The 23,597-nt window shown below is 65.2% G+C and carries 18 protein-coding genes; 7 read left to right on the top strand and 11 right to left on the bottom strand.

Annotated features, from left to right (window positions below; genetic code table 11):
• Nucleotides 1–201: 201 nt before the first annotated feature.
• The 7 genes from QAZ22_RS31765 to QAZ22_RS31735 all read right to left on the bottom strand — a co-directional run bounded on the left by QAZ22_RS31765 (nucleotide 202) and on the right by QAZ22_RS31735 (nucleotide 7,438).
• Nucleotides 202–1,572, bottom strand: a complete 1,371-nt coding sequence (locus QAZ22_RS31765) for an FGGY-family carbohydrate kinase (protein WP_278204840.1) — start codon at nucleotides 1,570–1,572, stop codon at nucleotides 202–204.
• Complete coding sequence (rhaM, locus tag QAZ22_RS31760) at nucleotides 1,569–1,883, bottom strand: L-rhamnose mutarotase (RefSeq protein ID WP_278204839.1); 315 nt, start codon at nucleotides 1,881–1,883, stop codon at nucleotides 1,569–1,571. Before rhaM ends, QAZ22_RS31765 begins: the two co-directional genes overlap by 4 nt.
• The gene (locus QAZ22_RS31755) at nucleotides 1,883–2,884 is read right to left on the bottom strand and encodes an ABC transporter permease (protein WP_278204838.1); all 1,002 of its coding nucleotides are present in this window, start codon (nucleotides 2,882–2,884) and stop codon (nucleotides 1,883–1,885) included. The genes rhaM and QAZ22_RS31755 overlap by 1 nt, the downstream gene beginning before the upstream one ends.
• Complete coding sequence (locus tag QAZ22_RS31750) at nucleotides 2,881–3,858, bottom strand: ABC transporter permease (protein WP_278204837.1); 978 nt, start codon at nucleotides 3,856–3,858, stop codon at nucleotides 2,881–2,883. The genes QAZ22_RS31755 and QAZ22_RS31750 overlap by 4 nt, the downstream gene beginning before the upstream one ends.
• Complete coding sequence (locus QAZ22_RS31745; RefSeq protein ID WP_278204836.1) at nucleotides 3,855–5,396, bottom strand: sugar ABC transporter ATP-binding protein; 1,542 nt, start codon at nucleotides 5,394–5,396, stop codon at nucleotides 3,855–3,857. Before QAZ22_RS31745 ends, QAZ22_RS31750 begins: the two co-directional genes overlap by 4 nt.
• A gap of 181 nt (nucleotides 5,397–5,577) precedes the next feature.
• A complete protein-coding gene (rhaS, locus tag QAZ22_RS31740; RefSeq protein ID WP_278204835.1) occupies nucleotides 5,578–6,573 on the bottom strand; it encodes a rhamnose ABC transporter substrate-binding protein in 996 nt (331 codons plus the stop codon).
• A 55-nt stretch (nucleotides 6,574–6,628) separates the two neighbouring features.
• Nucleotides 6,629–7,438 carry a DeoR/GlpR family DNA-binding transcription regulator gene (locus tag QAZ22_RS31735; RefSeq protein WP_278075575.1) on the bottom strand — a complete coding sequence of 270 codons (810 nt, stop codon included), beginning with the start codon at nucleotides 7,436–7,438 and terminating at the stop codon, nucleotides 6,629–6,631.
• A gap of 187 nt (nucleotides 7,439–7,625) precedes the next feature.
• Here QAZ22_RS31735 and QAZ22_RS31730 point away from each other — a divergent pair, with 187 nt between their 5' ends.
• The 3 genes from QAZ22_RS31730 (at nucleotide 7,626) to ggt (ending at nucleotide 13,292) form a co-directional block, all read left to right on the top strand.
• Nucleotides 7,626–9,728 carry a bifunctional rhamnulose-1-phosphate aldolase/short-chain dehydrogenase gene (locus tag QAZ22_RS31730; protein ID WP_278204834.1) on the top strand — a complete coding sequence of 701 codons (2,103 nt, stop codon included), beginning with the start codon at nucleotides 7,626–7,628 and terminating at the stop codon, nucleotides 9,726–9,728.
• Nucleotides 9,729–9,890: 162 nt separating this feature from the next.
• Entirely contained in the window at nucleotides 9,891–11,183 is a 1,293-nt protein-coding gene (rhaI, locus tag QAZ22_RS31725; RefSeq protein WP_278204833.1) for an L-rhamnose catabolism isomerase, read from the top strand.
• A gap of 369 nt (nucleotides 11,184–11,552) precedes the next feature.
• On the top strand, nucleotides 11,553–13,292 hold the full coding sequence (gene ggt, locus QAZ22_RS31720; RefSeq protein WP_278204832.1) for a gamma-glutamyltransferase: 1,740 nt from the start codon (nucleotides 11,553–11,555) through the stop codon (nucleotides 13,290–13,292).
• Between the two features lie 99 nt (nucleotides 13,293–13,391).
• Here the strand turns inward: ggt and QAZ22_RS31715 are convergent, their stop codons facing one another.
• The 3 genes from QAZ22_RS31715 to QAZ22_RS31705 all read right to left on the bottom strand — a co-directional run bounded on the left by QAZ22_RS31715 (nucleotide 13,392) and on the right by QAZ22_RS31705 (nucleotide 17,109).
• Nucleotides 13,392–13,739 (bottom strand): hypothetical protein, encoded by a 348-nt coding sequence (locus tag QAZ22_RS31715; protein WP_278075571.1) that lies wholly within the window; start codon nucleotides 13,737–13,739, stop codon nucleotides 13,392–13,394.
• 158 nt (nucleotides 13,740–13,897) lie between these two features.
• Nucleotides 13,898–15,247: a sigma-54 dependent transcriptional regulator gene (locus tag QAZ22_RS31710; RefSeq protein ID WP_278204830.1), complete on the bottom strand. Its 1,350-nt coding sequence runs from the start codon at nucleotides 15,245–15,247 to the stop codon at nucleotides 13,898–13,900.
• Nucleotides 15,244–17,109, bottom strand: coding sequence for a sensor histidine kinase (locus QAZ22_RS31705; protein ID WP_278204829.1), 1,866 nt, complete (start codon nucleotides 17,107–17,109; stop codon nucleotides 15,244–15,246). Before QAZ22_RS31705 ends, QAZ22_RS31710 begins: the two co-directional genes overlap by 4 nt.
• 235 nt (nucleotides 17,110–17,344) lie before the next feature.
• Between QAZ22_RS31705 and QAZ22_RS31700 the strand changes: the two genes are divergently transcribed.
• Nucleotides 17,345–18,679, top strand: a complete 1,335-nt coding sequence (locus QAZ22_RS31700; RefSeq protein ID WP_278204828.1) for a dicarboxylate/amino acid:cation symporter — start codon at nucleotides 17,345–17,347, stop codon at nucleotides 18,677–18,679.
• Nucleotides 18,680–18,866: 187 nt separating this feature from the next.
• Nucleotides 18,867–19,448 carry a histidine phosphatase family protein gene (locus QAZ22_RS31695; RefSeq protein ID WP_278204827.1) on the top strand — a complete coding sequence of 194 codons (582 nt, stop codon included), beginning with the start codon at nucleotides 18,867–18,869 and terminating at the stop codon, nucleotides 19,446–19,448.
• A 258-nt stretch (nucleotides 19,449–19,706) separates the two neighbouring features.
• Here QAZ22_RS31695 and QAZ22_RS31690 read toward each other — a convergent pair whose 3' ends face one another.
• Nucleotides 19,707–20,471: a pseudouridine synthase gene (locus tag QAZ22_RS31690; protein ID WP_278204825.1), complete on the bottom strand. Its 765-nt coding sequence runs from the start codon at nucleotides 20,469–20,471 to the stop codon at nucleotides 19,707–19,709.
• A 294-nt stretch (nucleotides 20,472–20,765) separates the two neighbouring features.
• On the opposite strand from QAZ22_RS31690, the gene QAZ22_RS31685 reads away from it, so the two are divergent.
• Nucleotides 20,766–21,566, top strand: coding sequence for an ABC transporter substrate-binding protein (locus tag QAZ22_RS31685; RefSeq protein ID WP_278204824.1), 801 nt, complete (start codon nucleotides 20,766–20,768; stop codon nucleotides 21,564–21,566).
• The gene (gene fhuB / locus QAZ22_RS31680; protein ID WP_278204823.1) at nucleotides 21,559–23,586 is read left to right on the top strand and encodes a Fe(3+)-hydroxamate ABC transporter permease FhuB; all 2,028 of its coding nucleotides are present in this window, start codon (nucleotides 21,559–21,561) and stop codon (nucleotides 23,584–23,586) included. The genes QAZ22_RS31685 and fhuB overlap by 8 nt, the downstream gene beginning before the upstream one ends.
• Nucleotides 23,587–23,597 lie beyond the last annotated feature (11 nt).

The following is a 23,597-nucleotide window of genomic DNA, read 5'->3' as shown; positions in this document are numbered from 1 at the left end:
CATCCGCCTGCCGGCACCTTCTCCCCGTAGAACGGGGAGAAGGTGGCTGACCGCAACCCTCGGCGCATTTCTTGCAACGCCGGCGATTGTCGAAATCGACGGCGACAGCGTCCCTCTCCTCGTTCTACGGGGAGAGGATGCCGGCAGGCAGGTGAGGGGCAGCGCCGCCCTCTCAGGCAGTCGCGAGCATCACGGCTCCTATCAAGTCCCGATGGCCTGCCGCCACGTCCGCGCGTAGTCGCCCCAGGCGCCTTCGGCCGGCGGGTCGGTCCGCTCGCCCTTGCTCGCCACGGTAGCGCCGCTCGACGCCAGCAGCGCCGCGCCGATGCTGGTCCCGGTCGATGTTTCCGACGCAGTGACCGGCCTGCCTGTCGCCGCCGCCAGCATGCGGATGAAAAGCCGGTTCTGCGCGAACGGTCCCTCGACCGTCGTCGGCCCGTCGCCGCCGATCAGCTCGAGGCAGGTCGCGGTCATCAGCGCCAGATAGAACGAGATGGCGGCGAAGCGCTGGCCGGAGCTCGAATTCTCTCCATTGCGCCACTGCGCGATCCGATGCGGGAACGGTCCGGAACCCTGCTGGGTGGAAGGCAGCAGCAAGACCTGTCGCGTCAGCACGGCGCCGACGTCGTCCTCTGTCCAGTCGACCGGCTGGCCATCGGTGAGCAGCGAGAATTCGCGCCCGCCCATGAAGCGCGCCGACGGCACGGGGTCGCCGAGCGCGTTGACGTTGACCAGCGTGTCGCGCACCGGGTCGAGCTCGACCTTGCGGCCGCTGACCGCCATCGACACCACCCAGGTCCCGGTCGAGACGACGGAGAAGGGTGGCCGATCGGATAACAGATGCGGCAGCAGCGATGCGTTGGAATCATGCACGCCGCAGAACACCGGCGTTTGCGGGTCGAGCCCGGCCCGTTGCGCGATCAGCGGCAGGATCGGTCCCAATCGATCCTTCGCCGGCCGCACCGGCGCCATCAGCCGGCGCCAGTCCATTCTGTCGACCATCGACGAGTAGTCGGCCCGCCACGGGTTCCACAGGTCGGTATGGCAGCCGAGCGAGGTCACTTCATTGGCCGAGACGCCGGTCAGTCGCAGCGCCCAATATTGCGGGTACATCAGGATAGCGGTCACCTTGGCGAATTCGGCCGGAAAGCGCTTCTGCTGAAAGAATAGCTGGGCGCCGATGTTCAGTCCGGCCGGCAGGCGCGGCGTACCCGTCTCGGCGAAGAGCGGGCGGATCGCGTCATAGTCCTGCGCCAGTTCGTCGATGTCGGCAAATTCATAGTCGATCACCGGCAGCGCAAGCCCGCCTTCGGCATCGACCAGCACCGCCGTCGCGCCATGGGTGGTGATCGAGACGGCATCGATGCGCTGCTCGCGGCTGATGTCCGCCAGGCTGTCCAGGATGAAAGTCCAGAGGCGCTCGACGTCGTAATGCGGGTATAGGCCGTCCGCGATGACGGCATTGGCCGTGCGGCGCAGCGCCGTCTCGGTCATGCTTTCAAGGTCGACCAGCGCCACCTTGGCGTTGGTCTTGCCGATATCGATGACGGCAATGGTACGAGGCGCGCTCATGCCATATGGAACAACGTTTCCAGCGGCACCGCCACCGGCTCGTTGTCGGCCTTTGTCTCCATGACGTCGGCCATATGCTCCCACCAGCGCTGCATCGCCGGATGCTTGGGCAGCTCGGCCATGCCGTGGTCATCCCGCCGCCACAGCACTCCGAACAGGATGTTGGTCTCCTCGTCGAGATGGATCGAATAGTCGGAAATGCCGGCGTCTTTCAGCAGCGCCACCAGCGACGGCCAGATCTCGTCATGGCGGCGCTTGTACTCTGCCTTCATGCCGGGATTGAGCTTCATCTTGAAGGCATATTTTTCCATCAGGCGAAGCGTCCTTCGCGCAGCCGGCGCCAGACGATCGGCAGCGCGATGACGATAATCAGCAGCAGGCCGATGAAGATCGACATGACGATGCCAGGCACGTTGAGCAGGCCGAGGCCGAAGGTCACCAGCCCCATGATGAAGGCGGCGAGCACGACGCCGAGGATGCTGCCGGCGCCGCCGAGGATCGACACGCCGCCCAGCACCACCATGGTGATCGCTTCCAGCTCATAGCCCTGCGCGATCGACGGCCGCGTCGAGCCCAGCCGCGAGGTGATCAGCACCGCGGCGATGCCCGACATCAGCCCGGTCAAGCAGAACAGGATGAACTTGATGCGGCCGACGCGCACGCCTGAGAACTGGCAGGCGACCGGATTGTTGCCGACGGCGAAGACCTTCCGCCCAAAACTCGTGCGATGCAGCACGAACCAATAGATCAGCGCCGCCAAGAGGAACAGCGCCAGCTCGAACGAGAAGACCCACCAGACATAGCCCTGGCCGAAGAAGGCGAAGCTTGCAGGATAGCCCTTGTAGGCCTGGTCGCCGAGGATGATGAAGGCGATGCCGCGAAACAGGCTCATCGTGCCGATGGTGACGACGATCGAGGGCAGGCCGAGCCGGGTGACGAGCAGCCCGTTGAAGGCGCCGCAGCCGAGCCCGACCGCGATGCCGATCGCGACCAGCATAGGCGTGCCGGCGCCGGCCTGCACGGCCATGCCCATCATCGTCGAGGCGAGCGCCACGATCGCCGCGACCGACAGGTCGATCTCGCCCGAGATGATCAGCGGCGCCATGGCGAGCGCGATCAGGCCCTTTTCGGTGAAGTTGAAGGTGAGGTCCGACAGCGACCACGGATCGAGGAAATAGGGCGAGGCAAAGCTGTTCACCGCGAAGATGAGAACCGCGATGACGACAAGCAGCGCCTCCCAGGAAAAGATCGCGGAAGAGAGCGGCTTGTCGAGCCGGTCGGGAATATGGCGCGGGGCAGGGGTGTCGGTCATGCCGCTTCCGCCTTTCTGAGGATTATGCGGCCCTGCCGGCGCTCGCCGCGCGCGTTGAGCACCACGGCCAGGATGATGGCGCTGCCCGAGATCGCCATCTGCCAGAAGGGCGAGATGTTGATGACCGGCAGCGCGTTGGAGATGATGCCGAGGAACAGCGCGCCGAGCACGGCGCCGCCGACCGAGCCGATGCCGCCGGCGATAGAGATGCCGCCGATGACGCAGGCGGCGATGATGTTGAGCTCGTAGCCGTTGGCGACCTCGACCGAGGCGATCACATAGCGCGAGATCCATAGATAGCCGGCCAGCCCGCCGATCATGCCGGAGATGCAGAAGACGATGAACTTGGTGCGGCCGACATCGATGCCGGCATAGACCGACGCGGTCGGATTGACGCCGATGGCGTGGATCGAGCGGCCGAGCGCGGTACGCGTCATCACCAGGAAGAACAGCGCGATGACCAGAAGCGCGATCCAGGACAGCACCGGCAGGCCGAGGAAGGCGGCGCGCTGGAAATTGATGAAGTCGGGGCTCATCTGGTCCGCATTGACCCAGGCGCCGCCGGAAACGACGAAGGTGGCACCCCGATAGATGGTGAGCGTGCCGAGCGTCACCACGATTGACGGGATGTTCAGCCGCCACACCAGGAAGCCGTTGATGGCGCCGAGCACCAGCCCGACCAGAAGTGCAATGACGATCAGTGCCGGGATCGGGATCGCCGGATGCGCGGCGTTCAGCATCGCCACCACCATGCCGGTGAAGCAGAGGTTGGATGCCATCGACAGATCGATCGAGCGCGTCAGGATCACCACCATCTGGCCGAGCGCCAGGATCATCAGGATCGAGGTGTCGTTGAACACCTGGCGCAGATTGGCCGGATCGGCAAAGCCGGGGAAGCGCGCGGAAATCAGGCCGATCAGCAGGACGATGCCGGCGAGCAGCCAGATCTCGCGATATTTGAGGAAATTCTTCATGCCGCGATCCCCGCCGCCGTCCGAACCAGCGTTTCGGCGTCGAGCCCCTTGTTGTCGTAGGTCGCCGCGATGCGGCCCTCGCGCATCACCACCACCCGGTCCGACATGCCGAGAATTTCCGGCAGTTCGGACGACACCATGATCACCGATAGCCCCTGCGCGACGAGCTCGGCCATGAAGCCGTGCACGGCGGCCTTCGAGCCGATGTCGATGCCTTTGGTCGGCTCGTCGAGGATGATCACCTTCGGCGTCGTCGCCAGCCATTTGGCGATGACGACTTTTTGCTGGTTGCCGCCGGAAAGCGTGCCGACATCCTGGCTGAGCGAGGAGGCGCGAAGGTCGAGCCGCTCGGTGTAGGAGCGGGCGAGCGAGAACTCTTCCGCGAGCCTGAGCACGCCGGATTTGGAGGTACGCGCAAGCGAAGGCAGCGAAACGTTCTGGAAGATCGGCAGGCCGATCACCACGCCCTGCTTGCCGCGCTCTTCGGGCACATAGACGATGCCGGCCTCGATCGAATCCGCCGCCGATTTAGGCGCGATCGACTGGCCGTCCAGCGAAATAGTGCCTTTGCTAGTGCGGGTAATACCGGCAATCGCCTGCATCACCTCGCTGCGTCCGGCGCCGACCAGGCCGTAGAAGCCGAGGATCTCGCCCTTGCGCAATTCGAAGCCGATGTCGTCGAACTCGGTCGGGTGCGACAGACCGGAGACGGCAAGCACCGGCGCGCCGATCTTCGGTTCGCGCTGCGGGAAAATATGGTCGACGTTGCGTCCGACCATCATGCGCACGATCTCGTTCTGGCCGGTGTCCTTGAGCAGGCCTTCGCCGACCATCTCGCCGTCGCGGAAGACGGTGTAGCGGTCGGCGATGCGGTAGATCTCGTCGAACTTGTGGCTGATGAAGAGCACGGCCTTGCCTTCGCTCTTCAGGAATTCGATCAAGAGAAAAAGCTCCTCGATCTCCTTCATCGAGAGCGCCGCGGTCGGCTCGTCCATGATGACGATGCGCGCGTCGATCGACATCGCGCGAGCAACGGCTACGAGGTGCTTGTTGGCGATGCCGAGGTCCTTCAGGCGCACGTCGGCGTCGATATGGCCGGCGCGCATTGTCTCCAGCACCTCGCGGGCATCTTTGCGCATGGTGCGCCAGTCGATGGTGCCGAAGCGGGTGCGCGGCGCGTGACCGAGGAAGATATTCTCGGCGACCGACAGGTCGTCGAACAGCACCGTCTCCTGATGGATGGCGGTGATGCCATGGCCGAAGGCGGCATGCGCGCTGGGCAGCGTCGTGGCTTGGCCGTCTATGCTGATTTCGCCTGAATCGGGCTGGTAGATGCCGGTCATGATCTTGACCAGCGTCGACTTGCCGGCGCCGTTCTCGCCGATCAGCGCCGTCACCTGGCCCGGATAGAGCGACAGGCTGACATTGTGTAGCGCGCGCACGCCCGGGAAGCTCTTTGAGATGCCGGAGAGCGTCAGGCGGGGAGAGGCGGCCGGGGGGCGCTCCTTTATCGTGCCGTGATGGGCCGTCGTATCCATAGTCGTATCAAGCCCGTCTATGTTCCGTATCGACTCCCCCTCATCCGACCTCCGCTTCGCTCGGTCGACCTCTCCCCGAGGGGAGAGGAGGTTTGCGAGCTTGGCTCCAGGCTCTTCTCCCCACCGGGGAGAAGGTGGCCGCGAAGCGGCCGGATGAGGGGGCAGCGCCGTCAGTCCGAGATCAATAGATCTTGGAGAACTTCTCGATGTTGGTCTTGTCGAACTGGAAGGGCGGAGCCATCGCAGCCGAGTTGGTGTCGTCGAGCGTCACCTTGCCGACGCGGCCGATCGACAGCGTGGCGCCGGGCTTGGCCTCTTCCTTCTTCACCGCCAGGTCATGCGCGAGATAGATCGCCGAGTAGCCGAGATCGATCGGGTTCCACAGCGCCACCGCTTGGGATGCGCCGTTGTCGATGAACTTCTTGAACTCCGACGGCAGGGCGAGACCGGTGACGTTGATCTTGCCGATCAGGCCTTCGTCGGTCACCACCTGCGCAGCCGCAACGACACCCACCGTGGTCGGCGCGATGATCGCCTTGAGGTTCGGATAGGACTTCAGCAGTCCCTTGGCTTCGTCGGTGCTCTTGGCCGAGTCGTCATCGCCGTAGACGGTGGCGACCAGCTTGATCTTCGGGAACTTCTCCGGCAGCACCTTCTTGGCCGCCTCGATCCAGGAGTTCTGGTTGGTAGCAGTCGAGGAGGCCGACAGGATGGCGACATCGCCGCCTTCCGGCAGATAGTCGGCGGCGAGCTTGATGATCGTCTCGCCGATCAGGTTGGTGTCGGACGGGTTGAGGTGGAGCTGGCGGCCTTCCTTGGCGACGCCCGAATCCCACGAGATCACGGTGATGCCGCGATCCATCGCCTTCTTCAGCACCGGCACCAGCGCGTCGGCGTCATTGGCCGAAACCGCGATCGCGTTGACCTTCTGCGCGATCAGCGAGTTGATCACCTCGATCTGCGCTTCCGCCGTCGCCTTGGTCGGGCCGGTGTAGATGACGGTAACATCGCCCAGTTCCTTGGCCGCTTCCTCGGCGCCCTTGTTGGCGGCGTCGAAAAAGCCGTTGCCGAGCGACTTCACCACCAGCGCGATCTTGACGTTCTCGGCATAGGCGGCATTCACGAACATGGCGGCGGAAAAGGCCGCCGTTACCAGCAGTTTCTTCAAAAAGCTCATCGAATATCCTCCCTTGAGCGTTGCATTCCATCGCCGCTGCGGGCGCAAGTTTCCCTCAGGCCTGCAGTGAAGATTCTTCCTTGTCGCTTGACTGTTTGCTGGCGACGATCAGCGCCACGCCTGCTGTCTCCAGCATCTTGGCTTCTCGGTCTTCGATGCCGTCGTCGGTGATTACGGTCGCGATGCGCGACAGCCCGCACAGGATCAGGCTGGAGCGCTTGCGGAACTTCGAGGAGTCGACCAGCACCACCAGCTCGTCGGCCTGGTCTATCAGCTTCTGCTCGGCTTGGATCAGCAGCGGGTCGCCTTCCATCAGCCCGAGCGGTCCTAAGCCTTGAGCGCCCATGAACATGCGGCGCGCGTAGAAATTGCGCGTCACGTCGTTGTCGAAGGGCGACAGGATGATGTTCTGCTCGCGGTAGATCGTACCGCCCGACAGCATCACCGTGTTCTTCGAGTGCTTAAGCAGGTGCTCGGCGATCGGGAAGGAGTTGGTGAAGATCGGCATGCGGCGCCCGGTCAGGAAATGCACCATCTGGAAGGTGGTGGTGCCGCCATTGATGATGATCGGCTCGCCGTCCTTGCACAGGTTCACCGCTTCCCGCGCGATCGCCCGCTTCTGCGCGGCGTTCAGCGTCTCGTTGACCGAGAAGGGTCGGCCGGCCAGGCCGATGAACTGCGGCGGCGAGATCGCCTCGGCGCCGCCGCGCACCCGGCGCAGCCGCTTTTGCACATGCAGGGCCGCGATGTCGCGGCGGATCGTCGCCTCGGAGGAGTCCGTCAGCTCGACCATTTCCTGCACCGTCACCACGGGCTTTTCCTGGACGGCGGACAGAATGATCCTGTGGCGTTCTTTTTCGTGCATGGTTCCTCCCTGCATGTGCATCTAGGCACTCAAAACGCGCAGTGTCAATCATTTCCGATCATATATTTTCATTGTGCAGTGCAATATGATCGAACTTGATCGTTTGTGATTGACAAGCAGCCCGCTTGCGTAGACATTCCCGACGAAAAGAGGAGCGCGCCGTTCGTGCTCCAAAGGGAGGTTACCTATGCTCGACAAGCGCTCCGGCTCGCGCCTCGCCAATCTGTGGGACGATGCAACGGCCGAAGGGATGAGCGGTCCCGAGCTTCTGGTCTATCGCTCGAACACGCTGGGCTCAGACAAGCGCGTCACCAATTACGGCGGCGGCAACACCTCGTCCAAGGTCTGGCAGAAGGATCCGCTCACCGGCGAGGACGTCGAGGTTCTGTGGGTCAAGGGCTCGGGCGGCGACAGCGCCTCGATCAAGCTCGACGGCTTCGCCACCCTCTACATGGACAAGCTGCGCGCCATTAAGGGGCTCTACCGCGGCGTCGAGCACGAGGACAAGATGGTGGGCTATCTGCCCCACTGCACCTTCAACCTCAATCCGCGCGCGGCCTCGATCGACACGCCGCTGCACGCCTTCGTGCCAAAGCCTCATGTCGACCACATGCATCCCGACGCCATCATCGCCATTGCCGCGGCGAAGGATTCCAAGGCGATCACGCAAGAAATCTTCGGCGATGTCATCGGCTGGCTGCCGTGGAAGCGGCCGGGCTTCGAGCTCGGCCTCTGGCTGGAGAAATTTTGCCTTGAAAACCCGGATGCCAAAGGCGTGGTTCTGGAAAGCCACGGACTGTTCACCTGGGGTGACACGCCGAAGGAGTGCTACGAGACGACGATCTCGGTGATCAACCAGGCGATCGAGTGGTTCGAGCGTCGGTCGGAAGGGGTGGCCGTCTTCGGCGGCGAGGCGGTGAAGTCGCTCGACGCACCGGCGCGCCGGGCCATCGCCGCGAAGCTGATGCCGCGGATCCGCGGCCTGATCTCGGAAAAGAGCCACAAGCTCGGCCATTTCGACGATCAGCCGGCGGTGCTCGAATTCGTCAATTCCAAGGACCTGCGGCCGCTGGCGGCCCTCGGCACCTCCTGCCCGGACCATTTCCTGCGCACCAAGATCCGCCCGCTGGTGATCGAGTTCGATCCGGCAAAGCCGGATGTCGATGCCGTCATAGCGCGCCTCGCCGACGACATTGCCGAATATCGCATCGGCTACCAGGCTTACTACGACGCCTGCAAGCATGCAGACTCGCCCGCCATTCGCGATCCCAATGCCGTCGTCTATCTGATGCCCGGCGTCGGCATGTTCACCTTCGCTGGCGACAAGGCGACCGCCCGCATCTCGGGCGAGTTCTACGTCAACGCCATCAACGTCATGCGCGGCGCTTCGACCGTCTCCTCCTATGTCGGCCTGCCGGCGCAGGAAGCCTTCGACATCGAATACTGGCAGCTGGAGGAAGCCAAGCTGCAGCGCCTGCCGAAGCCGAAGGCGCTGGTGGGACAGATCGCGCTGGTCACCGGCGGCGCCGGCGGCATCGGCCGCGCCACCGCCAACCGGCTGCTGCGCGAGGGCGCCTGCGTAGTGCTGGCCGATATCGACGAAGCGGCGCTCGCCGGTGCCAACGAAGAGCTGTCGAAGGCCTACGGAAAAGACTTCGTCCGTCCGGTGCGGATCGACGTGACCTCCGAGGAACAGGTTGCATCCGGCTTCGCCGAGACCGCGGTCGAATTCGGCGGCGTCGACATCCTGGTCTCCAATGCCGGCCTCGCCTCCTCGGCGCCGATCGAGGGGACGACGCTGGCGCTGTGGAACAGGAATATGGACATCCTGTCGACCGGCTATTTCCTCGTCTCGCGCGAGGCTTTCCGACTGTTCCGCGCCCAGAAGATCGGCGGCAATGTCGTCTTCGTCGCATCCAAGAACGGCTTGGCCGCGTCGCCCAACGCCGCCGCTTATTGCACCGCCAAGGCGGCCGAGATTCATCTCGCGCGCTGCCTGGCGCTGGAAGGGGCGGAAGCGCAGATCAGGGTCAACGTCGTCAATCCGGACGCCGTGCTGCGCGGCTCCAAGATCTGGAGCGGCGAGTGGAAGGAGCAGCGCGCCGCCGCCTACAAGATGTCGACCGACGACCTCGAGGAGCATTACCGCTCGCGCTCGATGCTGAAGCGCTCGGTGTTCCCGGAAGACATTGCCGAAGCGATCTATTTCTTCGCCTCCGACATGTCGGCCAAATCGACCGGCAACATCATCAATGTCGACGCCGGCAACGCGCAGAGCTTTACGCGCTAACTTGTCAAAGCTGGCGCCGCCCCTCACCCTTACCCTCTCCCCGTAAGGACGGGGAGAGGGGGCGCCGGCGTTGGAGCGCGTCCCTTCTCCCCGTCACTATACGGGGAGAAGGTGCCGGCAGGCGGATGAGGGGCGGCGCCGACGAATATTGGGGAGGATAAAATGCCCGAACAGATCATTTCCGCCGACCTTGTCGCCAAGCACAACGCCGCCCGCAAATCCGACCTCGAGCGCGACTACGCCTCGCTCGGCGAGCGCCTCGACCGGCACGGCATCGCCATCGACGCCATCCGCGACAAGGTCGAGAAATTCGGCGTTGCGATCCCGTCCTGGGGCGTCGGCACCGGCGGCACGCGCTTTGCCCGCTTTCCCGGCGCCGGCGAGCCGCGCGACATATTCGACAAGATCGAGGACTGCGCCGTCATCCGCCAGCTTACTCAGGCGACGCCGACGGTCTCGCTGCACATTCCGTGGGACAAGGCCGATCCGAACCGGCTGAAGCAGGCCGCCTCCCGCTTCGGCCTCGGCTTCGACGCCATGAACTCCAACACCTTCTCCGATGCCAAGGACCAGAAGCTCTCCTACAAGTTCGGCTCGCTCTCCCATGCCGATGCCGGCACCCGCCGCCAGGCGGTAGAGCACAATCTTGAATGCATCGAGATCGGCAGGACGCTTGGCTCGAAGGCGCTGACGGTGTGGATCGGCGACGGCTCGAACTTCCCCGGCCAGGTCAATTTCGCGAAAGCCTTCGAGCGCTATCTCGACGCCATGCGCGAGATCTATGCCGGTCTGCCTGACGACTGGCGGCTGTTCACCGAGCACAAGATGTACGAGCCGGCCTTCTATTCGACGGTCGTGCAGGACTGGGGCACCAACTACATCATCGCCAAGGAGCTCGGCGAAAAGGCCTTCTGCCTGGTCGACCTCGGCCACCACGCGCCCAACGTCAACATCGAGATGATCGTGTCGCGGCTGATCCAGTTCGGCAAGCTCGGCGGCTTCCACTTCAACGATTCCAAATATGGCGATGACGATCTCGATGCCGGCTCGATCGATCCCTACCGGCTGTTCCTGGTCTTCAACGAGCTGGTCGATGCCGAGCTGTCCGGCGCCAAAGGGTTCAACCCCGCGCATATGCTCGACCAGAGCCACAACGTCACCGACCCGATCGAAAGCCTGATGCTGTCTGCGGTCGAGGTGCAGCGTGCCTATGCGCAGGCGCTGCTGGTCGACCGCAACGCGCTCGAAGGCTTCCAGGAGGCGAACGACGCGCTGATGGCGACACAGACTCTGAAAGCCGCCTACCGCACCGATGTCGAGCCGATCCTTGCCATGGCGCGGCTCAGAACCGGCGGCGCCGTCGATCCGGTCGCGGCCTATCGCGAGGCCGGCTACCGGGCCAAGGTGGCGGCGGAGCGACCGGCGGTTGCCAGTGGTGGCGGCGGGATTGTGTGAAACCGAATCGAGGATCGCTTCACTAGACCTCGATAACTGTCGGCGTCGGCGCTGCCCCTCATCCGCCTGCCGGCACCTTCTCCCCGTGCACGGGGAGAAGGGGGCTGCCCGCGACCTCGGCGCCTGTTCTGCTGCGCCGACGATTAGCGAAATCACCGATGAGAGCGCCCCTTCTCCCCGTCACTATACGGGGAGAAGTGCCCGGCAGGGCGATGAGGGGCGGCGCCGACCTCGGATACTTTCCGATCCTTCGGACAGCGACCGAAGCAGGGGCCGAATGAGGGTCCCTCTCAGACTACTTCAATTGTTATTGGACTAACGCGCTCCGAAAGTCTTTCCTAGACGTCCCCACGCCTCCGGAGCCCCGCCATGCATCTCACCCGCCGGACGCTGATCGCCGTCAGCCTCTCGTTCACTCTCACCTTAACCGCGACAACGACCCTCTTCCCTGCCTCGCCCGCCCCGGCCAAGGGCGAGCACGGCATGGTGGTGACCGCCCAGCACCTCGCCACCGAAGTCGGTGTCGAGGTGCTGAAGAAGGGCGGCAACGCCGTCGATGCCGCTGTCGCGGTCGGCTATGCTTTGGCCGTCGTCTATCCCAGCGCCGGCAATATCGGCGGCGGCGGTTTCATGACCATCCGGTTGAAGGACGGCCGCTCGACCTTCATCGACTTCCGCGAGCGCGCCCCGCTTGCCGCAACCAGGACCATGTATCTCGACAAGGACGGCAAGCCGATAAAAGGCGCCAGCCTCGACGGCTATCTGGCTGTCGGCGTGCCGGGCTCGGTCGCCGGCTTCGAGATGGCGCGCGGGAAATACGGAACCTTGCCCAGGCAGGATCTGATGGCGCCGGCGATTGCCTACGCCAAGGACGGCTTCGTCCTCGACCAGGGCGACGCGGCTTCCTTCGCCGGCAGCGCCGCCCGGCTGGCCAAGGATCCGGCGGCGGCCGCAATCTTCCTCAAGCCCGACGGCAAGCCCTACGGGATCGGCGAGCGGCTCACCCAGCCGGACCTCGCCGCCTCGCTTTCGGCGATCTCGGAAAAAGGGCCAGACGCCTTCTACAAGGGCGCCATTGCCGACGCGATCGTCAAGGCGAGCGGCGCCAAGGGCGGCGTCCTCGCCAAGGGCGATTTCGAGCAATATGCGGTGCGCGAGCTGAAACCCGTGACCTGTTCCTACCGCGGCTACGAGATCATTTCCTCGCCGCCGCCGAGCTCCGGCGGTCTCATCATCTGCGAGATACTCAACATCCTGGAAGGTTACCCGCTCTCCTATCTTGGGGCAGGGTCGGCCGAGACCGTCCATGTCATGGTGGAGGCCATGCGCCATGCCTATGTCGACCGCAACTCGGCGCTGGGCGATCCGGATTTCGTCGACAATCCGGTCTCGAAGCTGCTCGACAAGGGCTACGCCAAGGAGATCCGCGGCAAGATCGATCCCTTCCGCGCCGGCGTGTCGAAGGACCTGATGCCGAAGGGATTCGGCGAGAGCAAGGAAACGACGCATTATTCGATCATCGACAAGGACGGCAACGCGGTCGCGGTCACCTATACGCTCAACGGCTCCTTCGGCGCCGGCGTCGTCGCCGACGGCACCGGCATCCTGCTCAACAACGAGATGGACGATTTCACCCAGAAGCCCGGCGTACCCAACCTCTACGGCCTGGTCCAGGGCGAGGCCAACGCCATCCAGCCGAAGAAGACGCCTTTATCCTCGATGAGCCCGACGATCGTGACCAAGGACGGCAAGCCGTTCATGGTCATCGGCAGCCCGGGCGGCTCGCGCATCATCACCATCACGCTGGAGGCGATCGTCAACGTCATCGATCACGGCATGAACATCCAGGAGGCGATCGACGCGCCGCGCATCCACCATCAATGGCTGCCCGACACCGTCTATGTCGAGCCTTTCGGGCTTTCGCCCGACACCGAAAGGCTGCTTGCCGGCATGGGTTACCATCTCGATCTCAGCGACCAGACATGGGGGCAGGCGGCCGGCATATTGGTTGGCGGCAAGAGCTTGGGCGAAATCGAGAAGGGCGGCGGCGCCCGCTACAACGGCGCCATCGACAGCCGCGCCGCTTCCGGCGAGGCGCTGGGCTATTAGAGCAATTCCAGGAAAAGTGCGCAGCGGTTTTCCGTAAAAACAAAGAGTTAGAGCGGTTTGGCGATTCTATCGAACGCTGAACCGCTCTAGGCTGATGTCTTAAGCCACGAGCGTGATGGTCGAGGCGATCAGCAGCACGGCGGCGATGCCGACGAACAGCGCATAGATGCGCGGCCGGTCGAGCAGCAGCGCATTGCCCGAAATCCAGGCCGAAGTGGCGCCGCCGAGCGCGAACAGGAAGCCGTTGCGGTGGCCGAAGGTCATGGAGGCGGCCATCAGCCCGCCGATGATCAGCGCGCCGAACACGATGATGACGGCAACGGCGTATTTCTCGAAATCGTTGCCGCTGCCCATCGCCGGCCCCATGGCGTTGAGATTCGGCAGATCGTCCGGATCGAAGGGGCTGGCCGAGCCGTATTCGTCTTGACCGAGGGATTCGCGCATCATTCGTTCTCCGCTGAGCGGCAACAAACCATCAACGCTTGCCAATGGCAACCGGCAACGCCATCGCGGTCATGCGTTCGCCGTACGGCTGGTGCCAACGTGCCACGGTTTCCTGGACAGGCTCAACGGTCTGGGGTTCGATCGGGTTCCACAAGCTTGATCTATCTGGAAAAATCGCTGCGCACGATGCCGTGCCGCTGCAGCTTGTCGTAGAAGGTCTTGCGCGGGATGCCGAGCGCCTCGATCGTGCGCCGGACGTCGCCGTCGTTGCGACCAAGTGTCTCGCGGATGATCTCGGCCTCGTAGCGTTCGAGCCGTTCCGGCAAGGGCATGGCGGCGTCCGAATCGCTTGGCTGAGGGGAAGGGCTGCCGTCGATCTCCTCCAATCCGAGCACGAAGCGCTCGGCGAAATGGGCGAGCTCGCGGACATTGCCCGGCCAATCATGTTCCTTAAGATGATGCTGGACGGCAGCCGGCGCCGCGGGCACCGGGCGGTGAAAGCGGGCCGCGGCGCGCTCCGCGAAATAGCCGAACAGAAGCGGCACGTCGTCCCGGCGCTCGCGCAGTGGCGGGATCGAGAGCGTCACGACATTGAGCCGATAGTAGAGGTCCTCGCGGAAGGCGCCGCGCTGGCCTGGATCGCCGAGATCGACCTTGGCCGCGGCAACGACGCGCAGGTCGACCGGCCGGACCTCGTTGGTGCCGAGCGGCGTCACCTCGCGCATTTCCAGCACGCGCAGCATCTGCACCTGCGTCGAAGGCGGCATGCTCTCGATCTCGTCGAGAAACAGCGTGCCGCCGCTCGAATGCTCGATGCGGCCGACGCGCTTCTTCTGGGCGCCGGTAAAGGCGCCCGCCTCGTGGCCGAACAATTCGCTTTCGATCACGGTCTCCGGCAGCGTGCCGCAATTGAGCGCGACGAAATTGCCTTTGGCGCGGCGGCTCCAGCGGTGCAGCAGGTTCGCCACCACCTCCTTGCCGGAGCCGGTCTCGCCGGTCACCAGCACGTCGACATCGGTGTCGGCGATCTGCCTCAGAGTGCGGCGCAGCCGCTCCATCGCCGGCGTCTGGCCGATCAGCGGCAATCCCTCCTGCGCCTGCTCGGCCGCCTCGCGCAAGGCGCGGTTTTCCATCACCAGGCGGCGCTTCTCCGCCGCGCGCCATACACTTTGCGCCAGCCGGTCGGCGGCGAAGGGCTTGGTGATGAAATCATAGGCGCCATCCTTGATCGCCTTGACCGCCATGGCGATGTCGCCATGGCCGGTGACGAGGATGACGGGAATATCCGGATCGAGGTCGACCACACGGTCGAAGAGCTGCAGGCCATCCATTTCGGGCATGCGGATATCTGACACCACGACGCCGGCAAAGCCGGTATCGAGGCCGGCAAGTGCCTCGCTTGCCGAGGAGAAGGCCGAGACGGCAAAACCGGCGAGTTCCAGCGTCTGCTTCGTCGCCTTCAGGAGATCGCCGTCGTCATCGATCAGGATGACCGGATTGCCGTCTGTCATGTCGGGCCAGCCTTCGAGAGATGGATAGTGAAGCGGGTGCCGATGCCGCTGCTCGCCACCTCGATGCGTCCGCCATAGTCGGCGACGATATCCTTGGAGATGACGAGGCCGAGGCCAATCCCCTTTTCCTTCGAGGTGTTGAAGGGCGTGAACAGCGACTTCAGGATCGCCGTCGGGATGCCCGGCCCGTTGTCCGACACCACCAGCGCCACCTCGCCGGACGCTTCTGAAGCGGACACTTCAACCCGCGCGTCGTCGCGGCCTTCGAGCGCTTCCAGAGCGTTCTGGAACAGGTTGATCAACACTTGCTCCAGCCGCAGCCGATTGCCCATCACTTTCAGCGTCCGCGGCGGCAGCGTGATCGCCAGCGCGTCCAGCCGCCCGGCAAAACGGCTCCTGAGCAGCACGACCGCGCCTTCGATGACACTGCGCAGTTCGACCGGCTCGGGCGCCGTGCGGCCCTTGCGGGCGAAGGCTTTCAGCTCCTCGGTGATGGTTCCGATGCGCTCGGTCAGCGCGGCGATGGCGCCGAGATTCTCTTCCGCCGGCGCCGTCTGCCTGCGCTCCAGGAAGACACGCGCATTGTCGGCATAGGCGCGGATCGTCGCCACCGGCTGGTTGATCTCATGCGCGACGCCCGCGGCAACCTGGCCAAGGGTCGCAAGCCGGTTGGCCTGCACCAGCTCCTGCTGCATCACCTGCAGCTTGGCTTCGGTGCTGCGATGATCGGCGATCTCGGCCTGCAGCCGGTCGCGCGCAAGGCTGAGGTCCTGCGTGCGCTCGACGACGCGGCGCTCGAGCTCGGCGCGTGCCGCCTGTTCCGCGGCGATTCGCATCTGGGCGGATTGCCGGCGCCACAGCAGATAGGCGCCCAAGGCGAGGAGCGGGACGAGGACGCCGAGCGCAAGCAAGCGCATTTCGCGCTGGGCCGAGGCGACGGGCGCCTCCGCCGGAACGAGATAGTCGAGCCGCCACGGCGTCGAGGGCACGGCCGTGGACAGCCGCAGATACTCCGCGTCGCTGCCGCCAGGCGTGATGGCGTGGACCAGCGCGACATCGGCGCTGAGCGGTTGCGGCCTCGTGATAGGCAAGGGCACCAGCGGCGCCTCGCCGAACTGCTGGCTGGCGCGGATATCGGCCAGCGCCGGCTGGCCGAGCGGCGCCGTCGTCATGAAGCGCCAGGAGGGCACGCTGGTGATCAGCACCACGCCGTGCTCGTCGCTGACATAGGCGGGGCGGCTTGCCTCGTGCCAGTCGGCCTCGAGCTGGCCGAACTCCATCTTGACCACGACGACGCCGAGCGGCGCGGCGGCGCTTCCGACCCGGCGCGAAATATAGAGGCCCGGGCGCTTGCTGGTATTGCCTAGCGCGAAATATTCGGCGGTTCCGGATTGCATCGCACCAGAGAAATAAGCACGAAAACCGTAGTCGTTGCCGACGAAGCTCACCGGCTCGCGCCAGTTGCTGGAGGCGATCGCCAGCCCGTCCGTGCCGGTGACATAGAGCACCGAGGCCTTGGTGCCGGACACCAGCCCTTCGAGTTTGCGGTTGAGCACATCGATCGAGGCCGGGCTGCGCTCGGTGAGCGCGTCATGCACCTGCTGGTCTTCGGACAAAAGCAGCGGCAGCGCGCGCGGATTTTCCAGGACCGCGCGCAGCAGCGCGACCTTGAGATTGGCGTCGGTACGCCCTTGCGTGGACAGCGCCTCGATCTCGGTCGAGCGTCCGTAGAGGCCGGCGCCGTAGAGCGCCGCCAGCACGATGAGAAGCGCCACCGCTGCAAACAGCAGCCAGGCGCGCCGCGCCCGCCTTGCGAGCAGTTCGGGCGTCGAGGCGACGGCAGCGGCGGGGCGTTGCAGCATGCCGCATTTGTGCATGATTTCGCACAAAGCACAATTCAACCTATGCGGATAGTCGCACCAGGCTCTCGGAATTGAGGGTCGTTCGGTCGAAAAAGGTGAACAAAATCAATGTCGGGCGCGTCGAAACGGAATTTGGCACGCCTGTTGCAGCTGCATCCGCAGCAGCCGTGAGGCTGTGGAGGTCAACTGCCCCAGGGAGGTCGAGCGTTTCGATCGGGGCTGAACGGAGGATACGATGCAGACAGCTATCGCTGCCGCCGAGCCGCGCGGCAAGGTTCCCTTTTACCGGCATCTCTATGTGCAGGTCCTGGCGGCGATCGCCGCCGGCATCCTGCTCGGCCATTTCTATCCCGACATCGGCGCCTCGCTGAAGCCGCTCGGCGACGCCTTCATCAAGCTGGTCAAGATGGTGATCGCGCCGGTGATCTTCCTCACGGTCGCGACCGGCATCGCCGGCGTCTCCGACTTGCACAAGGTCGGTCGCGTCGCCGGCAAGGCGATGATCTATTTCCTCGTCTTCTCGACGCTGGCGCTCATCGTCGGCCTGGTCGTCTCCAACGTCATCCAGCCCGGCGCCGGCATGCATATCAATCCGGCGACGCTCGACCCCTCGAAGGTGGCGACCTTCACCGAGAAGGCGCATGACACCACCATCGTCGGCTTCCTGATGAACATCATCCCCGACACCATCACCGGCGCCTTCGCGCAGGGCGATATCCTGCAGGTGCTGTTCTTCTCGGTGCTGTTCGGCGTGGCGCTGGCCCTCGTCGGCGAGCGCGGCCGCCCGGTCGTCGACTTCCTGCAGGCGCTCACCGCGCCGATCTTCCGCCTCGTCGCCATCCTGATGAAGGCCGCGCCCATCGGCGCCTTCGGCGCCATGGCCTTCACCGTCGGCAAATACGGCATCGGCACGATCGCCAACCTCGCTTTCCTGATCGGCACCTTCTACCTGACGTCGCTGCTCTTCGTGCTCGTCGTTCTCGGCGCCGTCGCATGGTGGAACGGCTTCTCGATCCTGGCGCTGATCCGCTACATCAAGGAAGAGCTTCTCCTGGTGCTCGGCACCTCGTCTTCCGAGGCGGCGCTTCCCGGCCTGATGGCCAAGATGGAGCGGGCCGGCTGCAATCGCCCGGTGGTCGGTCTTGTCATCCCGACCGGCTATTCCTTCAACCTCGACGGCACCAACATCTACATGACGCTGGCCGCGCTCTTCATCGCCCAGGCGACCGACACGCCGCTCACCTTCGGCGATCAGATCCTGCTGCTGCTGGTCGCCATGCTGAGCTCCAAGGGCGCCGCCGGCATCACCGGCGCCGGCTTCATCACCTTGGCCGCCACGCTGTCGGTCGTGCCTTCGGTGCCGGTCGCCGGCATGGCGCTGATCCTCGGCGTCGACCGCTTCATGTCGGAGTGCCGCGCGCTGACCAACTTCGTCGGCAACGCGGTTGCGACCATCGTCGTGGCGCGCTGGGAAGGCGAGCTCGACCAGAAGCAGTTCGCTGCCGCCATGGCCGGCCAGCTGCCCGAAGAAGCAGACCTTGCGCTCTCAGGCGGTCTCCAGCCAGCCTGATCCAACCGGAGCAATCCCAGGAAAAGTGTCCAACGGTTTTCCGTCCGGAATTGCGCAAACAAAGAGGCATCCTCCCTGCGCAAGAACAGGCCGCGGCTTCCGCCGCGGCCTGTTCTTTTTGCCGCGTGCCGCATAGGGTGGCGCGGGCCGGTGCCGCCGGCACGAGATTGAACCGCGAGGGCGGCGGATGAGCAGCGCGTTTCCCGAGATCTACCTTATCCGCCATGGCGAGACGGAATGGAGCGCGTCTGGCAGGCACACCGGCCGCACCGACATTCCGCTGACCGCGAAGGGCGAAGAGGCCGCACGCGGTGTCGCCCATCGTCTCAAGGACCAGACCTTCCCGGTGGTCTGGTCGAGCCCGTCGCAACGCGCCCTCGACACCTGCCGGCTCGCCGGCTTCGGCGAGCGTGCCGAGAAGAAGGCCGACCTGCAGGAATGGGACTACGGCGCCTATGAAGGCGTGACGACCAAGGAGATCCTTGCCGGACGCTCCGGCTGGCAGCTGTTTCGCGACGGCTGCCCAGGCGGCGAGACCGCCGCCGATGTCGGCGCCAGGGCCGATGCGATCATCGCCGAGGCTCGCACCGTTGCCGGCAATGTGCTCATCTTCTCGAGCTCGCATTTCCTGCGCGTGCTTGCGGCGCGCTGGATCGGCCTGCTGCCTCAGGGCGGCGCCCATTTCGTGCTCGACACCGCAAGCCTCAGCATTCTCGGCTACGAGCACGATCTGACCGAGCCGGTGATCCGGCGGTGGAACCAGAGATAGTCCGGGCTTTGTAGCAGATCGACCTTGTTGGCGGTTGGCCGAAACGCTTTTCGTCATCCACGGGCGGGGCAAGGAGCGAAGCGACGCGGCGCAGACCCGAGGATCCATTCCGTTGCCTATGAGCGTTGCAGCGATGCAGGACGACCCCTGTCTTGCACCGTCCTTACCCCTTGCGCGAGGTTACGGAATGGATTCTCGGGTCTGCGCGTCCGCTTCGCTCCCGCTCCGCCCGTGGATGACGAAGCTGAGACGTTTCGGCTAGACTCTGACCATCACCAGCTCTTCGGCCGTCAAATGCCGCGCCTTGCCTTTCGCGAGATCGCCGAGCTGCAGTCGCCCGATCGCCACCCTGACCAGCCTGAGCACCTCGATGTCGAAGGCGCCGAGCAGGCGGCGGATCTGGCGGTTGCGGCCTTCGTCGAGCACGATTTCCAGCCAAGCCGTGCGCCCGCCGCTGCGCAAGAGCCCGATCGAGCTTGCCGTCAGCAACTCGCCATCGACGACAGCGCCTTGGCGGAACCGCTCGAGCATCGTCTCGTCAGGGGCGGAAGCGATCTGCACGTGATAGGTCTTGGCGACATGCGACGCCGGGTCGAGCAGTGCGTTCGCCCAGCGCGTGTCGTTGGTCATCAAAAGCAGACCTTCGCTTGCCTTGTCGAGACGACCGACCGGCGACACGAAGGGCAGGTCGAGATCGGCAAGGCAGTCATAGACGGTGCCGCGGCCTTCGGGATCGTCGCGCGTGGTGACCAGCCCGCGTGGCTTGTTGAGCATCAGATAGACTTTTCGCTCCGCGGCGATCTGCGTGCCGTCGACGGTGATGCGGTCATGCTCCGGATCGACGCGCAGCGACGGGTCGCGCGCCACCTTGCCGGCAACGCGCACGCGCCCCTCGGCGATCATCAGCTCGGCCTGCTTGCGCGAGCAGAACCCGAGCTTCGACAGCGCGCGGTTGAGGCTGACTTTGCCGGCGATCGGTTGTCGCGGGAGGTCGGGAAGCTGTCGTGCTGGCTTGCGTGTCATCGGCCGACAGATGCCACGCAGCGCGATGCGCGCGCAACCTGACAGGTTAAATGTTGACTATAGAAATCATGTTTTATAATCAGCGGCCGTGGAGCTGAAATCCGGAAGATCGGCATGTGGGAGAAGGAGCGGAGACCTGGCGGACAGTCATGGCTCGCCGGCGCTGTGGCAGACCTTCCGTTAACACAGGGGACAAGAACGGGCGTGCCTCGGCATCAGCCTTCTCTCATCACCCGGCGCGCCGCGCTTGGACTTTTCGCGCTGCCCTTCGCGGGCATTCAGCCGGCTGCTGCAATGAAGAGGCCGCCGGGGATCGTCTGCCTCGATGACGGCCTAGCCGAGACCTTGCTGACGTTGGGCGTCAGGCCGGTCGCCATCGCCGACCGCAAGGTCTGGGAGGAGTGGGTGGTCGAGCCAGTGCTGCCGCCACAGGTCGCCGATATCGGCACGCTGCTCGAGCCCAATCTCGAGTTCCTTCAGCAGCTCGAGCCGGATCTCATCCTCGCCACCCCCTATCTGGACGGCATCAAGCCTCTGCTCCAGCGCGTCGCGCCGGTGACGACGATTGGCATCTACGTCGAGAACGGCCAACCCTATCGCAACGCCGTCGAAGCCACGCGGAAGCTCGCTCGCCTGGTCGGCAGGCAGGCCGAAGGCGAGGCGTTGATCGAAGCGACCGAAGCAAGCTTCGCGAAGGTCAGAGAGAAGCTGGCGCCGTTTGCCGCCAGGCCGCTCTATATCGTCTCCTTCATGGATCAGCGCAATGTGCGCGTCTATGGCAGGGCGAGCCTGTTCCAGGATGTGCTCGACCGCATCGGCATCCGCAACGCCTGGACAGCCGAGACCAACTATTGGGGCTTTTCGACTGTCGGCATCGACGGCCTGGCGATGGCGGATGACGCGCGTCTCGCCTATCTCGAACCCTTGCCGGCCGGCGCCGGCGGCACGCTGACCGAAAGTCCGATCTGGAACGCGATGCCCTTCGTGCGCGATCGCTCGATCATGCGCCTGCCTCCCGTGCTGATGTTCGGCGCGCTTCCCGCCGCCTCCCGCTTCGCGCGCGTGCTTGCCGAAGCGATGACCGCCCATGGCTGAGGGCTTCGGCAGCGTGGCGCGGGGCCGCAAGGCCCTCTCGAACGCAAGCGGTTGGCCGCTTGTCGCCGTGCTACTGGGCGTCACGCTTGCTGCCCTGGCCGTGGTGGCAACGCTTCTCAATCTGGCCGTCCAACTGCCATCGCCACTCTGGTTCGACGCGGCGTTCACGCCCGACATCGACGACATGCGGCAGGTGCTGGTCCACTATGCCTTCCTGCCCAGGCTTGCCGTCAGCCTGCTCTGCGGCGCGGCACTTGGCTTGGCCGGCACGGTGCTGCAGCAGGTGCTGCGCAATCCGCTGGCTTCCCCCGAAACGGTCGGCGTTTCGGCCGGCGCCTATCTGGCGCTTATTCTGGCTACGCTCTTCGCGCCCGCGCTGCTCGCCCTCGGGCGCGAATGGGTGGCGCTTGCCGGCGCCTTCGCCGCCATGGCCGCCGTGCTTGCGCTCTCCTGGCACAAGGGCCTGTCGCCGCTTTCCGTCGTGCTCGCCGGCCTCGTCGTCAGCCTTTATGCCGGCGCGATCGGCGCAGCACTTGTCGTGCTCAACCGCGAATGGCTGGCCGGCCTGTTCATCTGGGGCGCCGGCTCGCTCGGCCAGCAGGATTGGGTGACGACGCTCTGGCTGCTGCCGCGTCTCGGCGCCGCCGCGCTGGCGATCGGCCTGATGACGCGGCCGCTGACTTTGTTCGGCCTCGACGGCGAAGGCGCCCGCAACCTCGGCGTGCCGCTTGGTATCTATCGTTTTGCGGGACTGGCCGCCGCCGTTATGCTCATTGCCTTCGTCGTCGCGGCCGTCGGCGTCATCGGTTTCGTCGGCCTCGCGGCCGCCGCACTCGCCCGTATCGGCGGAGCGCGCCGGTTCGGCCAGCGGCTGGTCATGGCGCCGCTGCTGGGCGCCGCGTTGCTATGGGCCGCCGACCAGGCGGTGCAGCTGGCGACCGGACCGCAGGGCGACCTGCTGCCGACCGGCGCCGTCACAGCGCTGCTCGGCGCGCCGCTGCTGCTTTGGCTGCTGCCGCGCCTCAGCCTCGGCGCCGAACTTCCGGTGCTCGCCGCGGAGCGCCTGCCCAGAATACGACGCCCCGGCATCGTTCTGGCGGTGATCGGCCTGGCCTTGCTCGTGCTTGTGGGTCTCGCGCTGTTCTTCGGACCCGGGCCGGACGGCTGGAGCTTCGCCTCGGGGGATCAACTGCAGCCTCTGTTGTCCTGGCGCTGGCCGCGCGTGCTTGCCGCCCTTTCCGCCGGCGCCATGCTCGCGCTTGCCGGGCTGATGATGCAGCGGCTGACCGGCAATCCGATGGCGAGCCCGGAAGTGCTGGGCATCAGCGCCGGTGCCGCGCTCGGCATGATGGTGGCGATGTTTTCCGTCTCCGTTCCGGGCCGTCCTTTGCAGACCGCGGCCGCCGCCATCGGCGCCTTCGCAACTTTGCTCGCCGTGCTTGCCATCGGCCGCCGCGCCGCCTACGCGCCGGAGCGGCTGCTGCTTGCCGGTGCTGCGCTGACGGCCCTTTTCGACGCGCTGATCCTGGTGCTCACCGCCACCGGCGATCCGCGCGCCATGCTTCTCATCAACTGGCTGACCGGCTCGACCTATGGTGTCGATCAAGACTCCGCGGTTCTGACGGCGTCGATCGCGCTTTGCCTGTTGCTGACGGCGCCGCTGTTCGCCCGCTGGCTCGACATGCTGCCGCTGGGCGCGGCGGCACTGCGCTCGCTCGGCGTCGATGTGGCAAGCACCCGGCTTCTGGTGTTGCTGATGGTCGCCGTGCTGACCGCCACCTCCACCCTGATCGTGGGCCCGCTGACATTCATCGGCCTGATGGCGCCGCATCTGGCCCGGCGTCTTGGGCTTGCCCGCGCCGTGCCGCAGGCTGCCGGCGCCGTGTTTGCCGGGGCGCTGATCATGGTCTCAGCCGATTGGATCGGCCGCACCTCGATCTTCCCGCGCCAGATCCCGGCCGGCCTCGTCGCCACGCTCATCGGCGGTCCGGTGCTGATGTGGCTGTTGCGCCGTCGCTGATCGTTCTCGCC

The sequence above is a fragment of the Mesorhizobium sp. WSM4906 genome (assembly GCF_029674625.1).
Taxonomy (GTDB): Bacteria; Pseudomonadota; Alphaproteobacteria; order Rhizobiales; family Rhizobiaceae; genus Mesorhizobium.
The sequence above is the reverse complement of the archived record's forward strand: the minus strand, read 5'-3'. Positions and strand labels throughout refer to the sequence as shown.